The sequence below is a fragment of the Neorhizobium fuzhouense genome (assembly GCF_042611105.1).
Taxonomy (GTDB): domain Bacteria; phylum Pseudomonadota; class Alphaproteobacteria; order Rhizobiales; family Rhizobiaceae; genus Neorhizobium; species Neorhizobium galegae_A.
On record NZ_JBHFFP010000001.1, the window covers coordinates 340,808 to 352,671 of the forward strand.

The following is an 11,864-nucleotide window of genomic DNA, read 5'->3' on the forward strand; positions in this document are numbered from 1 at the left end:
CCTTCACCCGCTGCGGCTCTCAAGGGTTTGCCCCGACACCCCTGGCGCCGGCTGCGTCCGCTGCCGGCTGCTCCGAAGCTCGCCGCACCTCCGAAGCGCCGGAGGCGCTGGAGACCGGGTCGTCCTCGCCGCCAAACGTTGCCGCCAGAAGATCGGCCACCACGCGCGCATAGGCCGGAACGCCGCCCTCGATGCTCATCGCCGCCACGTCCTCGTCGGACAGAAGATTGCCGCCGCCGCGCAGGCCGGCGCCGATGATGCGGGCAAGATCGAGCGCCTTGAGCCGCCCCTCGGCAAAGCGCATGGCGAGCCCCGTCAGGTCGTCGACGGCAAAGGCCGTTTCCAGTTCGGCAAGAGCTGCAAGCGTCAGGCAGAGGATGCGCCGCTCGCCGTCGATCACCGCCTCGATCTCGCCCCGGCGCCGATTGGCCCGGCCGAGGACGCCTCCGGAAAAGGTCGCGCCCATCAGATCGCTCCGAAGGTCAGGCTGCCCGCCGATTCCAGCGCCAGCTCGAAACGGATTTCGCCGTTGTGATCGCCGGAATATTCGAGCGCCGTGATCTGGAACGGGCCGCTCACCGTGCCGAAGGCCGGGATCAGCACCTGCCAGGACAGGATCGTGCCTGCAAAGAAGGTCGACCGGACCAGCAGATCAGACGTCTGATCCTTGAAAATGCCACCGCCCGACAGCGCGGCCCGCTGCACGCCCGCGCCCGCCAGCAGTTCACGCCAGCGGCCGGCGCTTTCGGCATCGGTCACATCCACTGTCTCGGCATTGAAGGCGAGCCGCCGCGACCGCAGCCCCGCCACCGTCAACCAGCTGCCGCCATTATCCACCTTCAACAGCAGATCCTTACCCTTCTGCGCCACCATGCGATCTCTCCATCTGTTTCCGTTGCGTCATCGCGTGCCATCGGTCACAAGGGGCTAAGGCAGGGCGCCCGCAGCAAACGCAGGCACAGCGAGACGAGCGCAACAAGCCAAGCCCCGCATTTCCCGCTTCCTCACTCAGACCGAATCCGCTAGCCCATCGTCCGGACAGCTATTCGCTATTCGCTATTCGCTATTCGCTATTCGCTATTCGCTATTCGCTATTCGCTACTGCCTACTGCCTACTGCCCACCCCCTGCCCCTTTCCCCCGGAACCTCCCCATGTCCCTCACCTTTCGCCGTATCCGGCTGATCGCGGCCGTTTCCGTCTCGCAGATCATCGGCTGGGGCACGAGCTTCGACATGCCGGCGGTGCTGGGGCCACGCATCGGGGCAGAGCTTGGGCTGTCCAATGCAGTCGTCTTTTCCGGCCTCACCATCATGATGCTGACGAGCGGGCTTGCCGGTCCCGCGGTCGGGCGCCTGCTGGCGCGCCATGGCGCCGCACGGGTACTTTCCATGGGCTCGGTCTCGCTGGCGCTCGGGCTGCTGCTCTTGAGTGCCTGCCATTCGCTGCTTGCCTATGCGGCAACCTGGCTGGTTTTCGGCTGGGGCGGCGCGCTTTCGCTCTCCACCGCCGCATATGCGGCCATCGTCGAGCGGGAAGGTGCCGACGGAAAGCGTGTCATCGCGCTCACCATGATCTTTACCGGCCTATCGGCCACCGTCTTCTGGCCGGTCAATACCTGGCTTGCGGATGGCTTCGGCTGGCGCAATACGCTGATGGTGCTTTCGGCGCTGCAGCTTTTCGTCTGCCTGCCGCTGCATCTGTTTGCCCTGCCCAAGCCCGTCGCGAGCCAGGCGGAAAAGACCGCGCAGGACATGGCACCCGTGGCGCTATCACCTGCACAGGCTAGCTTTGCCTTCCTGCTGATTGCCGCCGCCATCACCATGGCCGCTTTCGTGTCCTTCGGCCTGTCGGCCACTTTCCTGCAGTTGCTCCACCAGTCGGGCGCAACGCCGGCGCTCGCGCTACAGCTCGGCATGGCGCGCGGCGTGCTTGCCATTCTGGCGCGCGGCGTCGATTTCCTCTTCGGCCGGCGCGGAAATCCCATCCTGACGGCGCTTGTCGGCATGCTGCTGACGCTTGCCTCCTACATCCTGCTTCTGGCGCTTCCCGCCTCGTCACCCGTCCTCGTCACCTTTGTCGTATTGCAAAGCCTCGGCTCCGGCATCATGGCGGTGGCCCGCGCCGTCCTGCCGCTTGCGGTGTTCTCGCCCGCTGCGTTCGGGCTGCAATCGGCGCGCATCTCGCTGCCGCAGAATTTTGCCATCGCGGCGGCCCCCGTCGCCTTTGCGGCGCTGATGGATGGCGCCGGTGCATCGGCCGCCCTTTTCATGGCAACCCTCCTCTCCGGCATCGTCATCGTCCTGCTTCTCCAGCTTCGCCGGCTGGCAGAGGCCGCTCGCGCGGCGCCTATTCCGTCACCGCCCGAAACCGAAGATCGATGACGAAGAGCCTCGTCTTCGGCTCGCGCCGGCTACGGCTCGATTGAAAGGTAAGGCTCACCAGAACAGCCGCTTCCAGCGCAAGCGCCTGATCGGCCAGCAGCAGTTTTACGCGTGCGGCAAGCGCTTGCGCGGTCCGGCGTCCCTCGCCGTCCGCCCAGACTTCAAGGGTCAAAAAATGCTCGGCCCCGGGTTCGGTGGCGGTCGAGTAGTCACGCGTCTCGATTTCGCCGAAGACGATCGCCGGCAGGCGCATGCGGGGCAGCAGACGGTCGAAAATGCCGTCAGCCCCCACCTGGGCGCTCAGCGTCGCATCGGTCGAAAGCCGCGCAAAGACTGCCTTCATCAATGCGTTTTCGGCACTCATGTCGCCTCCTCCTCGCAGTCGCAGACGAGATAGCGACCGCTTTCATCCGGGTCGCGCACCAGAAGAATGGAAAAGATCCGGGCCCCCTTGCGCAGCCGCTGTCCGGCCGCCACGCCCGTCTGGGCCGCGATCCAGATGCGATGGGTCACGACCTGTCGTTCGGCACCGGCAAGTTCCGAGCCGGTATGCGACACCGGTTCCACCCGCGCCCAGAGCGCCCCTGATTGGGCCCAGGTCACGGTCGCGCCACCCTGCCCGTCCGCGGTGGTTGCCATCACCTCGCGGATGAGGCGCGTCGTCCGCTGGCCGGGATCGAGAAACAGCGCGCCCATCACAGCCTCCGCAGCCGGTAGGCGGCGATCAGCCGCTCATAGCCGTCGGGAATGCCGGCCGGCTGCTGGTCGCTCGACAGCACGCCGCGAAAGGCGTGCATATAGCCGACATGGATCAGCATGGCGCGTTTGAGCGGCCCCGGCACGTCGGTTGCCGCCTCGCCGAAACCGGCGGCAAACGTCACCTCGATGCCGTTCAACGCCCGCCCCGGCAGCGGCCGGTTCTTCAGCCACAGCCGCGCCGGCCTCTTCTGGCCGTCGAGCACATGGCCTTGAAGCGACACATGAACGACGGTGCCATTTTCATCGTAATAGCAAACGTCCTCAATGGCTTGCACCGGCCCCCTGGCAATCTGAATCACGCCCGTCGCCGGCCAGTCGTCGAGGATGAGGCGCAGGGTCTGCGCCATCAGGCAGAGGCCCGTCTCGCGCTCCAGATGTTGGCGCGCGACGGCAATCAGCGCCTGAAGGCCCGCATCCTCGTCCGTCTGGTCGATGCGCAGATGCGCCTTCACCTCGGCAAGCGTCAGCGGCTCCGCCTCCGGCGGTTCGGTCAGCATAATGGTCATGACAGGTCCTTGTCGATCGAAGGAGAAAACCGGCGGGCCGCAACCCGGCCCGCCAGACAGCAGACGACAGCCGGCCGTCAGCTTGCGGAAAACTTCACCAGCTTGATCGCCTCAAAGTTCTGCACGCCGCCCCCGACGCGCTTGGTGGTGTAGAACAGCACATAGGGCTTGGCCGAATAGGGATCGCGCAGGATGCGCACGCCGGCGCGGTCGACGATCAGATAGCCGGCACGGAAATCGCCGATGGCAATCGACAGCGAGCTTGCGGCGATGTCGGGCATTTCTTCCGCTTCGGCCAGAGGATAGCCCATCAGCGTTGCCGGTTCGCCGGCCGTTGCCGGCGGGCGCCAGAGGTAATTGCCCTGGGCATCCTTGAACTTGCGGATCTCCCCTTGTGTCTTGCGGTTCATCATGAAGCTGGCGTTCTGGCGATGCCCGGCCTTCAGCGCATAGACGGCATTCAGCAGAAGATCGGAGGGATTGCTGGCCGCAAAGCCGCCGGCCACGCCGGTTGCCAGATAGCCGAGGCTCCCCCAGGTCCAGCTCGCATCGGCAACCGTGGTGTAGGAGAGGAACCCCTTCGGCTTGTTGGTGCCATCGCCGCGAATGAAGGCATCGCCTTCCTGCTCGGCAAACACGATGTCCACTTCGCTGGCAATCCAGTCCTCGACATCGACGGCAGCGTCGTCGAGCAGCGCCTGGGTGGCGGCCGGCATGGCGTAAAGCTCCATCGTCGGGAAGGCCAGTTCCACCAGCGCATTGGTCGTGGTCTGCGGCCGGCTTGCCGTTTCAGCCACCCAGCCGGTGGAAAGCCCGGCGGTGGAAAACGGCTTCTTCAGCACGGAGGCAGATACCGTGCGCACGCTGGACAGCGCCCGCATCGGCGAAACCACCGAGACGCGCCGGCCGATCTCGCTGTCGGTCTCGGCCGGCACCAGATAGCCACCATCGGCAGAGGTGCCGACGGAAAACGCCTTGGCCTCGATCTCGCGCAGCGCGCCCTCGTCGCCGCGGCGCATATAGGCCTCAAACGCCGCCTTGTGCTCAGCCGCATCCGGGCCCTGTTCGCCGCGGCCCGACAGCGGCGGGCGCGCCTTCTTCAGCACCAGCTGATCCAGCACCTTCTTCTGCTCGTCCATGGCGCGGTTGATGCGGTCCATCTTGTCGCGCGTCACCACGTCGGCCGTCAGCTTCTGCTCGATTTCGCCGAGCCGTCGGTCGTTGACGTCCTTGAAGCTCTCGAAGGCTTCCATGAAGTCCTCGAAGGCCGCCGTCACCGTGTCGGGCACCGCCTTCACCTCAGGCGCAATCTTTTCGGCCCGGCCCGCCTTGGTGCCCGTCTTGGCGCCCGTCTGTGAGCCCGGCACGGCCTCGGGTTCGCGGTTCATCATCATCTCGCTCATGTCGTCATCCCTTGAAGGTGGTTGCCATCATCAGTTTCGCCGTTCGCCGCAGGCTGCGGACGAGTTCGGTTTCACGGTCGCGGAAGAACCGCGCATGCTTGACGTCGGAGACCCTGGCCGATGGCAGCATCGGAAAGGTCACGACGGAAATTTCCCAGAGATCGGCTTCCAGAATGCGCCGCACGCCGGTCTTGGCGTCCTGTCTGGCCTTGACCGTACGAAAGCCGATGGAGAGCCCGTCGAGCGCGCCGCTCTTCATCAGCGCAAAGACCTCCCGCGCCCGCTCGACGCCGGGCGACAGCATGCCCTCGACATAGAGCCCACGGCTGTCCTCGCGGATGGTCGTCCAGCAGCCGATCGGCTCGTTCGGATCGTGCTGGTAGAGCATGCGCACGCCCGACGCGCTGCGCTCGACGAGCGAATTGGCAAAGGCGCCATGCTCGATCGTGTCCTTGCCGAGATCCACCTCGCCGAACACGCTGGCATAGCCGGAAAACGTCCCGTCGCCGCCAAGCCCCGACAAAGCGAGGCTGGCAAATTTGCGCGCATTGGGCCGTGGCCCGCGATAAACGTGCATGACATGCTCCAAAATCGTGATGAGAGAAAAACAGCCCGCGCGGGGCCGGACCCGAAACGCTGCCGTCAGCCCTCGCCGGGCTTTGCCCCATAACGGCTGGCGATGCGCCCGAGCGCGCCGAGCACCCACCAGGCGGAGAGGCTTGCCGCCGCCGATCCCGTCAGCGTCACCTCAAGCGGCGACAATTGCCCGACAAGGTCCAGACGCGCCTCGAGCCAGAGCCCGGCCGGTCCGCCAAAAATCAGCCCGCAGGAAAGGCCGGTCAGAAACCGGCTTGCCGCCTCGCGCCGCCCCTGCGGCAGCATGTAGACGAGCGATACCCAGGCGCCGGCGGTCGCCCCGATCACCTTTGCGGCCATCAGGCCGCCATCATGGCCAAGATCCGCCATTGCCTCACCTCATGATTTTCGATGAATGCCCGCCTGCCGCGGCAAGCAGTGACCGCCTGGAAAACGCCGCACGCGCTGGCCGCGGCCGGGCAAGACCGGCGCGTTTCCAAAAAATCCTATGATTTCAAGGATGCTGCGGCCCGTTGCTGACAGGTTGAGTCCGCATGTTCAGAAGTTGATTCAATTCGTAAGCCCGGACCGACAATTGAAGGCGGCCACCCTCCCCCGTCAGGCTGTGGCCCCGTGCGGCCGGTCGTCATCCTGGCCTCAGTCGGCCAGGTCGTCGTCCCGCTCGAGGTCCGGATCCAGCTGGCGTCCATGACGCATGTGGGAGATGAGGATGCTCTTGGCATCGACGCGGTAGTCAATCACGTAAGCGCCGGATACGAACCGCCGCCGGCCCGGCAGGGGCAGCGGCGCCCCGATGCCGGGATAGTCCCCGATCATCCTGATGCTTTCCCGCAGCTGCTGCAGCGTGGCGACTGCCGCACGCGGGTTCTGGCTCTCAAGGTACTCTGCTTCCCGTCGCAGAAACTGCCGGACACTCTTCGACAGAAGGGTGCGCATCAGGCAGCATCGGATCTGGAGGTGCCGAGCAGTTCGTCGAACACATCCTCCGCGTCGCTGAACTCACCGTTTCGGATCTGCTCCTCGCCCTTCAGGATCTGGAGAATCTCGTTACCCTCCGCCATCAGATAGTATTTCAGCGCCCGCACGATCACCCAGCTGCGGCTGCGTTCCGTGGCTTTGGCAATCTGTTCCACCTCGGCCAGAATATCCTCGGGAATGCGAAGTGTGATCGGGTCGGAAAGTGCGGCTTTGTCGCTCATGACGGGCTCCTCTGTCATACGCCGTATTACAAGAGAATACGCCTTCACCGCCGATGTCTCAAGGCCCGCGCTTCCGGCGCGCCCGGCGCCTCGTCAATAGCCCACCGCCTGGCGCTTTTCATCATCCGTCAAAAACTCGGCAGCGCCCACCCGTGCCCAGAGCGCATCGCGTTCGCCGGAAAGCCCCGGCACCTGGTCGAGATCCGGGCGAAGGCTTAAACGATCGCCGTAAGCCTCGGAAAGCCATGCAGAAAAGCTCGCCGCCGTGCGCATCAGCAATGGCACCACCGTCAGCCGGTAGAAGGCGCGGTTGGCCTCCTGGTAATTGGCGTAGGTGGCATCGCCGGGAATACCGAGCAGCATCGGCGGCACGCCGAAGGCGAGCGCGATGTCGCGCGCGGCGGCATTTTTGGCCTCGATGAAATCCATGTCCTTCGGCGAAAGTCCCATCGCCTTCCAGTCGAGCCCGCCTTCCAGGAGAAGCGGGCGCCCGGCATTGACGGCGCCGCTATAGCCGCTCTCCAGCTCCGCCCGCAGCCGCTCATACTGGTCGGGCGACAGGTTGCCGCCTTCCTTGGGCTGGTAGACGAGCGCGCCGGAGGGACGCGCCGAATTGTCCAGCAGCGCCTTGTTCCAGCTGGCGGCGGCATTGTGCAGGTCAAGTGCGGCTCCTGCCGCCCCAAGCGGCGAAAAGCCGCCATGGTCGTCGAGCGGGTGAAACAGTTTCAGATGCAACAGTCCCAGCCCGTGGTCGCCACCGGCCGCCAGACGCCGCACGGCGCCGCCGACGCGGTATTCATAGGCAACCGGCCAGCCATCGGCCCCCACCACCACGCTCACCCGGTCGGGCCGCAGCAGATGCAGCTCGGCCGGCCTTGCGCCTAGAACCACCCCGTCCACATAGGCATTGCCGGAGAGCAGCAGATGGCCAAACAGCGTTTCGAGAAAATCCGGGCCGCCCATGCGCGGGTTCGGTCTTGCCAGCAGTGCCAGCGCCGGATGCGTCGACATTTCCCGGTCGCCCTCATAGGCGAGAAACGGCACGGAGGCGGAGGCTTCCGAAATCATCCGGATGGCGCGGTAGACCACCGGGTTCTTCATGAAACCCGCACGCGACAGCGCCCCATAGGACCGCCCGGACCAGTGCGCCGCCCCCTCTGCAGAGACGATGGCAAAGCCTGCGCCCTGCGCTTTTGCGTCGGAAACCGGCGTCTCGCGCACGCGCCTGTCCACCGCGGCGCGCCGCCACGGCAGGGAAAACATCGATGTCATGGAAGCTCTCTCTTTTTTCGAAGGAGAATGGTCTTGCGGGAGAACGGCCCGGACCCTCATCCGATTGACCGCCTTCTTCCCGGGAAAGAAGCGGCCGTCAGCCGGTTGAGGGGAAAACCGTCACGCCGCCTTCGTGTAGCTTATGCTGGCATAGAAGGCGCGCGCATAGCGGGCCACGTCATCGGCGCGGTCCATGCGGTTGATGATCTGGCGGGCGCCACTCCAGTCCTCGGTTCTGTCGTTGAAGAAATCGCCGAGCGATTTTCCGGTAAACCGTCCATGGATCATCCCGTCGAACAGGATGCGGGTGGCGGTAGCGTCATCGAGCGCCGCATCGGGCGTCTGTTCGATGCCATAGGTGCGGTAGTTTGCCCGCCCGGTGATCTGCACCAGGCCGCGCCCGCGAAAGGTCCAGCCATCGCCGCTTGCCTCATTGCCATTGCCCAGCCGGTTGGCATAGGCGCGATTGGCGATCTTTTCCGGCTTGCGGGCATAGGCTGCGGCTTCTGCCGGCGTGAAGTAGCGCGGAAACGTCTTCAGCAGGCCCGGCGCGCCATAATTCAGGTTCTCGCTCACCGGCTGCATGGCAGCACCGGTTTCGTGATAGGCCGTCGCCAGCACATAGGCCAGCCAGCGGTCGTCGCTCTGTGCATGCTGGCCTTCCCAATAGGCGAGGATGGCCTCAAGCCCCTCGCCCTGGCTCGGCGACATTCCCGTCTTAAACAGCGTATCGGCAATGTGATAGAAGAAAAACGTGTGGTTGATCATTGCTCCCATCCCCTTTATCGCGCCTGCCTCATGCAGGGTCGTCCGGCGCCCGGCGCCGCAACCATGATGCCACATCTGCGGCCGTTTGCACGCACCATTGCGGGACGTCCGCTGCCTCTTTTCCGGTCAGCCACCTGTCTCTTTACAAGGCAGATGCCGCAGCGCAGCATTCATCGAAAAATTTCAATCGATTTTTAATTTTGCTAATCGGTTTAGACCCTTAGTCGTCCTTTACAAACTCCTAACGCTATGGAACCTAGCGGTCACAGGTTCGTTATATGGCCCGGCAATCACCAGAAGGAGATCATGATGATGCAGCAGACCGTCCCCGCCGCAGGCAGTGCCTCCAGCACCAAGCAGCAGATCCCCCAGCATCTGGTCGAGCGTCTGGAATCCGAATGGAAGCAGATGCGCGAAACCGCAGCCGTGCCGGTCCCCGCGCGCTGATTTCCAGCCTGAGATCGTCCGTTGCCGGCCCGCCTCGTGCGGGCCGTTTCCGTTTGGGTGGGGCCGCCTCGTGCGGGCCGTTTCCATTTGTGGTGCCGTCTTGTTGTGGGCTGTTTCCCTTGGCCGGGCCATCACAGCCCGCGCACCCGCGGCTCGCCCTGCCCGTCCAGCATCAGCGCCGTCAGTGCCCAGACCAGCGCATCCAGCCGGTCGGGGGAACGGCCGGACGACAGCCCGTCCGGGCCGAAGTCGCACATCTGGTCTTCCAGTTCGCGAAAGCGCGCCGCATGCAGCACGCGGCCCTGCTCGTAGAGCGCGGCCACCGGCTCGGCGCGCAGGAACTTGCCGCGCGTCGCCCTCACCTGCGTCAGCGGCAGCTGTTCGTCGATGCTTTTCAGCATGGCCGCCACCATCTCGCCACCCTGGTTGACTTCGGCAACGACGCGATCGGCGCCGAAGCGGTGAAACACCTTCACCACCGCCCGTGCCCAGCCGGAGGGGCTGAACCCCTCGACCGAACAATCGGCCAGCACCACCGCCCTCTGGCTGCCCTTTGCGCCTGCCCCGCCTTCCGCAACGGCCGCCGTCTCGAGCCCCGCCACGACAATGCCGCAGCACGACGCAGCCCCCATGCCGGACGGCGGGTCGACCGCAACCACGATCCGGCCGAGCGCTGCCGGCACGCGCTGCGTCAGCGCCTCCAGCTGCGCCCGTTTCCACAGCGCATCGTCCCGGTCCTCGATCAGGTCGCCATCCAGTTCCTGGCGTCCGAGCCGCGTGCCGCCATAGCGTCCTTCGAGCGCCGAGAGGAACCCGGGAGCGAGGTTTTCCGCATTGTCCCGCGTCGAGATCTTGACGAGCCGCGTGCCGGCATCGGCGATCAACTGTTTAAGGATCGGCACCGGCCGCGGCGTCGTCGTCACCAGCTGGCGCGGATCCTGCCCGAGCCGCAGCCCGAACTGCAGCATGTCGAAGGTTTCCTGCGCATGCTTCCACTTCGCCAGCTCATCGCACCAGGCATAGTGGAACTGCGGCCCGCGCAGACTTTCCGGATCTTCCGAGGAAAAGATCTGCGCCACAGCCCCGTTTCGCCAGACAAGCCGGCGGCGGGAAATCTCGAAATCCGGCGCCTTGCTGCCGGCAATCCGGCAGATGCCGGACACGCCGTCGATCATCACCTCGCGCGCGTCGCCCAGCGTCTCGGCCACCAGCGCAATGCGCAGGTCGGAGCGGGATCCGGCACTGGCCAGCGACTGGACCCATTCGGCGCCAGCACGCGTCTTGCCGGAGCCGCGCCCGCCCATGATCAGCCAGGTGCGCCAGTCGCCTTGCGGCGGCTGCTGCTCTGTGCGCCCGGCAACGGACCAGCTCCGCTGCACGCGAAGCGCATGCCGCTTGACGAGCGCCGGAAGGTAAAGCACCTCGGCAACCGCCTCGACGGCGGGACCGGCAGGCACCGCGCAGGCATTTTTCGCGCTCCCGCCACCCGCCGCCTGAGCCGCTTGAGCCGCCTGAGCCGCCTGAGCCGCCTGAGCCTCCGGCTCTTCCGATGCACCAGCCGTTGCGACAGGATTGGCCGTGACAAGGGTCGCGCCATGCATCTCCTGGGCAAGGGTGCGGCCGGCGTCTTCCGCCGCCCTCTCCTGCCGCCAGACCTCCTGAAACGTCGTCATGTCCCGCCTATACCCGGCCAAAAGGTCCAACACGTCGTCCAGTCGTTTCTGCTCATCCGCTGTCAGCGCCACCGGGCAGGGCCCAAGCCGCACCGCCCGGCTCGCCACCATCAGCGCTCCGTGCGCGCTGCCATTCCAGAAAGAGCGCATGCGCCCGCTCGCCGGCCCTAGCCTCGATAAGCGCCTCGATAGTGCGCATGGCTTCCTCATAATCGCCCTCGTCCGCTTGCCGCTCCGCCTCTGCGGCCCGGTCGCGCGCCAGCTGGCGCTGCAGGCTGTCGACCTTTTCGAGCGTGCGCACGATGAGCGACATGGCATCGGTTGCCGCCTTCAGGTCGGCGCGCGCCAGCTTCTGCGCCGCATCGTCGCCCCCTTCGGTGCCACCTGCGCCCGTCGTCTGTTCGGCAGCGGTGCGAAGCGCGCGAAACGCTAGAAACTGCGCCCGCATTTCGCGCGTCATCTCGTTCAGCAGCAGCCGAAGCTCCTCGGCGCCGGAGGCGTCGCAGGCCGCAGCCAGCGCATCGGCCGATTTTTTCTCAAGCTGCACGCGCTCGGACGTCTGCGCCGCCGTCTCGATGGCAAGGGGCGCCGGCACCGCGTCTGCGTCAAAGCAGCCGAACAGCGAAAGATCCACCGTCGCAAAGTCCTGCATGACCCCCGCATCCTTCCTTCGATCCACAGCCCACCCTCCGACACGGCCGAACGCCGGCCGCGCACCACCGCACGCACCCTGCCATTGCCGATATCGCTGGATAAAAAAAACGGCCCCAGGTCGGGAAAACCTGAAGGCCGTAGACTGGAAGCATCTGGCGTCCGACGTCTGCGGCCGGTCGCAATTCTTCGACTATGGCAAGACCC

The 11,864-nt window shown here is 65.6% G+C and carries 16 protein-coding genes; 2 read left to right on the top strand and 14 right to left on the bottom strand.

From position 1 onward, the window contains the following. Window positions 1-19: 19 nt before the first annotated feature. Together ACEXP3_RS01700 and ACEXP3_RS01705 are read right to left on the bottom strand one after the other, a co-directional pair. Window positions 20-466 carry a gene transfer agent family protein gene (locus tag ACEXP3_RS01700; RefSeq protein ID WP_377295691.1) on the bottom strand — a complete coding sequence of 149 codons (447 nt, stop codon included), beginning with the start codon at window positions 464-466 and terminating at the stop codon, window positions 20-22. Continuing rightward, a complete protein-coding gene (locus ACEXP3_RS01705; RefSeq protein WP_377295692.1) occupies window positions 466-873 on the bottom strand; it encodes a phage major tail protein, TP901-1 family in 408 nt (135 codons plus the stop codon). The genes ACEXP3_RS01700 and ACEXP3_RS01705 overlap by 1 nt, the downstream gene beginning before the upstream one ends. Window positions 874-1,152: 279 nt before the next feature. Between ACEXP3_RS01705 and ACEXP3_RS01710 the strand changes: the two genes are divergently transcribed. Next, window positions 1,153-2,382, top strand: a complete 1,230-nt coding sequence (locus tag ACEXP3_RS01710; RefSeq protein WP_377295693.1) for an MFS transporter — start codon at window positions 1,153-1,155, stop codon at window positions 2,380-2,382. Here the strand turns inward: ACEXP3_RS01710 and ACEXP3_RS01715 are convergent. From ACEXP3_RS01715 to ACEXP3_RS01760, 10 genes are all read right to left on the bottom strand, one after another. Then, the gene (locus ACEXP3_RS01715) at window positions 2,348-2,746 is read right to left on the bottom strand and encodes a DUF3168 domain-containing protein (RefSeq protein WP_377295694.1); all 399 of its coding nucleotides are present in this window, start codon (window positions 2,744-2,746) and stop codon (window positions 2,348-2,350) included. The two genes, ACEXP3_RS01710 and ACEXP3_RS01715, sit on opposite strands and share 35 nt — an antisense overlap. Continuing rightward, on the bottom strand, window positions 2,743-3,078 hold the full coding sequence (locus tag ACEXP3_RS01720) for a phage head closure protein (protein WP_377295695.1): 336 nt from the start codon (window positions 3,076-3,078) through the stop codon (window positions 2,743-2,745). The genes ACEXP3_RS01715 and ACEXP3_RS01720 overlap by 4 nt, the downstream gene beginning before the upstream one ends. After that, window positions 3,078-3,647, bottom strand: a complete 570-nt coding sequence (locus ACEXP3_RS01725) for a head-tail connector protein (protein WP_377295696.1) — start codon at window positions 3,645-3,647, stop codon at window positions 3,078-3,080. Before ACEXP3_RS01725 ends, ACEXP3_RS01720 begins: the two co-directional genes overlap by 1 nt. A gap of 77 nt (window positions 3,648-3,724) precedes the next feature. After that, complete coding sequence (locus ACEXP3_RS01730; RefSeq protein ID WP_377295697.1) at window positions 3,725-5,050, bottom strand: phage major capsid protein; 1,326 nt, start codon at window positions 5,048-5,050, stop codon at window positions 3,725-3,727. A 4-nt stretch (window positions 5,051-5,054) separates the two neighbouring features. Next, complete coding sequence (locus ACEXP3_RS01735) at window positions 5,055-5,627, bottom strand: HK97 family phage prohead protease (RefSeq protein ID WP_377295698.1); 573 nt, start codon at window positions 5,625-5,627, stop codon at window positions 5,055-5,057. A gap of 65 nt (window positions 5,628-5,692) precedes the next feature. Next, window positions 5,693-6,016: a DUF6107 family protein gene (locus ACEXP3_RS01740; RefSeq protein ID WP_377295699.1), complete on the bottom strand. Its 324-nt coding sequence runs from the start codon at window positions 6,014-6,016 to the stop codon at window positions 5,693-5,695. 267 nt (window positions 6,017-6,283) lie between these two features. Continuing rightward, complete coding sequence (locus tag ACEXP3_RS01745; protein ID WP_210103090.1) at window positions 6,284-6,583, bottom strand: type II toxin-antitoxin system RelE/ParE family toxin; 300 nt, start codon at window positions 6,581-6,583, stop codon at window positions 6,284-6,286. Next, on the bottom strand, window positions 6,583-6,846 hold the full coding sequence (locus ACEXP3_RS01750) for a CopG family ribbon-helix-helix protein (RefSeq protein ID WP_210103091.1): 264 nt from the start codon (window positions 6,844-6,846) through the stop codon (window positions 6,583-6,585). The genes ACEXP3_RS01745 and ACEXP3_RS01750 overlap by 1 nt, the downstream gene beginning before the upstream one ends. A 93-nt stretch (window positions 6,847-6,939) precedes the next feature. After that, window positions 6,940-8,118 (bottom strand): phage portal protein, encoded by a 1,179-nt coding sequence (locus ACEXP3_RS01755; protein WP_210103092.1) that lies wholly within the window; start codon window positions 8,116-8,118, stop codon window positions 6,940-6,942. Window positions 8,119-8,238: 120 nt separating this feature from the next. Then, window positions 8,239-8,886: a hypothetical protein gene (locus ACEXP3_RS01760; RefSeq protein ID WP_377295700.1), complete on the bottom strand. Its 648-nt coding sequence runs from the start codon at window positions 8,884-8,886 to the stop codon at window positions 8,239-8,241. A 312-nt stretch (window positions 8,887-9,198) separates the two neighbouring features. Between ACEXP3_RS01760 and ACEXP3_RS01765 the strand changes: the two genes are divergently transcribed. Then, window positions 9,199-9,333 (top strand): hypothetical protein, encoded by a 135-nt coding sequence (locus ACEXP3_RS01765; RefSeq protein WP_377295701.1) that lies wholly within the window; start codon window positions 9,199-9,201, stop codon window positions 9,331-9,333. A gap of 131 nt (window positions 9,334-9,464) precedes the next feature. Here the strand turns inward: ACEXP3_RS01765 and ACEXP3_RS01770 are convergent, their stop codons facing one another. Both ACEXP3_RS01770 and ACEXP3_RS01775 read right to left on the bottom strand, forming a co-directional pair. Beyond that, window positions 9,465-11,006 carry a DNA-packaging protein gene (locus ACEXP3_RS01770; RefSeq protein ID WP_377295702.1) on the bottom strand — a complete coding sequence of 514 codons (1,542 nt, stop codon included), beginning with the start codon at window positions 11,004-11,006 and terminating at the stop codon, window positions 9,465-9,467. Window positions 11,007-11,058: 52 nt separating this feature from the next. Next, window positions 11,059-11,658 (bottom strand): hypothetical protein, encoded by a 600-nt coding sequence (locus ACEXP3_RS01775; protein WP_377295703.1) that lies wholly within the window; start codon window positions 11,656-11,658, stop codon window positions 11,059-11,061. Window positions 11,659-11,864: the final 206 nt, after the last annotated feature.

Coding starts and splice junctions, on each gene's coding strand:
- ACEXP3_RS01700 (WP_377295691.1), bottom strand. CDS start 466: ATGGGCGCGACCTTTTCCGGAGGCGTCCTCGGCCGGGCCAATCGGCGC.
- ACEXP3_RS01705 (WP_377295692.1), bottom strand. CDS start 873: ATGGTGGCGCAGAAGGGTAAGGATCTGCTGTTGAAGGTGGATAATGGC.
- ACEXP3_RS01710 (WP_377295693.1), top strand. CDS start 1,153: ATGTCCCTCACCTTTCGCCGTATCCGGCTGATCGCGGCCGTTTCCGTC.
- ACEXP3_RS01715 (WP_377295694.1), bottom strand. CDS start 2,746: ATGAGTGCCGAAAACGCATTGATGAAGGCAGTCTTTGCGCGGCTTTCG.
- ACEXP3_RS01720 (WP_377295695.1), bottom strand. CDS start 3,078: ATGGGCGCGCTGTTTCTCGATCCCGGCCAGCGGACGACGCGCCTCATC.
- ACEXP3_RS01725 (WP_377295696.1), bottom strand. CDS start 3,647: ATGACCATTATGCTGACCGAACCGCCGGAGGCGGAGCCGCTGACGCTT.
- ACEXP3_RS01730 (WP_377295697.1), bottom strand. CDS start 5,050: ATGAGCGAGATGATGATGAACCGCGAACCCGAGGCCGTGCCGGGCTCA.
- ACEXP3_RS01735 (WP_377295698.1), bottom strand. CDS start 5,627: ATGCACGTTTATCGCGGGCCACGGCCCAATGCGCGCAAATTTGCCAGC.
- ACEXP3_RS01740 (WP_377295699.1), bottom strand. CDS start 6,016: ATGGCGGATCTTGGCCATGATGGCGGCCTGATGGCCGCAAAGGTGATC.
- ACEXP3_RS01745 (WP_210103090.1), bottom strand. CDS start 6,583: ATGCGCACCCTTCTGTCGAAGAGTGTCCGGCAGTTTCTGCGACGGGAA.
- ACEXP3_RS01750 (WP_210103091.1), bottom strand. CDS start 6,846: ATGAGCGACAAAGCCGCACTTTCCGACCCGATCACACTTCGCATTCCC.
- ACEXP3_RS01755 (WP_210103092.1), bottom strand. CDS start 8,118: ATGACATCGATGTTTTCCCTGCCGTGGCGGCGCGCCGCGGTGGACAGG.
- ACEXP3_RS01760 (WP_377295700.1), bottom strand. CDS start 8,886: ATGATCAACCACACGTTTTTCTTCTATCACATTGCCGATACGCTGTTT.
- ACEXP3_RS01765 (WP_377295701.1), top strand. CDS start 9,199: ATGCAGCAGACCGTCCCCGCCGCAGGCAGTGCCTCCAGCACCAAGCAG.
- ACEXP3_RS01770 (WP_377295702.1), bottom strand. CDS start 11,006: ATGACGACGTTTCAGGAGGTCTGGCGGCAGGAGAGGGCGGCGGAAGAC.
- ACEXP3_RS01775 (WP_377295703.1), bottom strand. CDS start 11,658: ATGCAGGACTTTGCGACGGTGGATCTTTCGCTGTTCGGCTGCTTTGAC.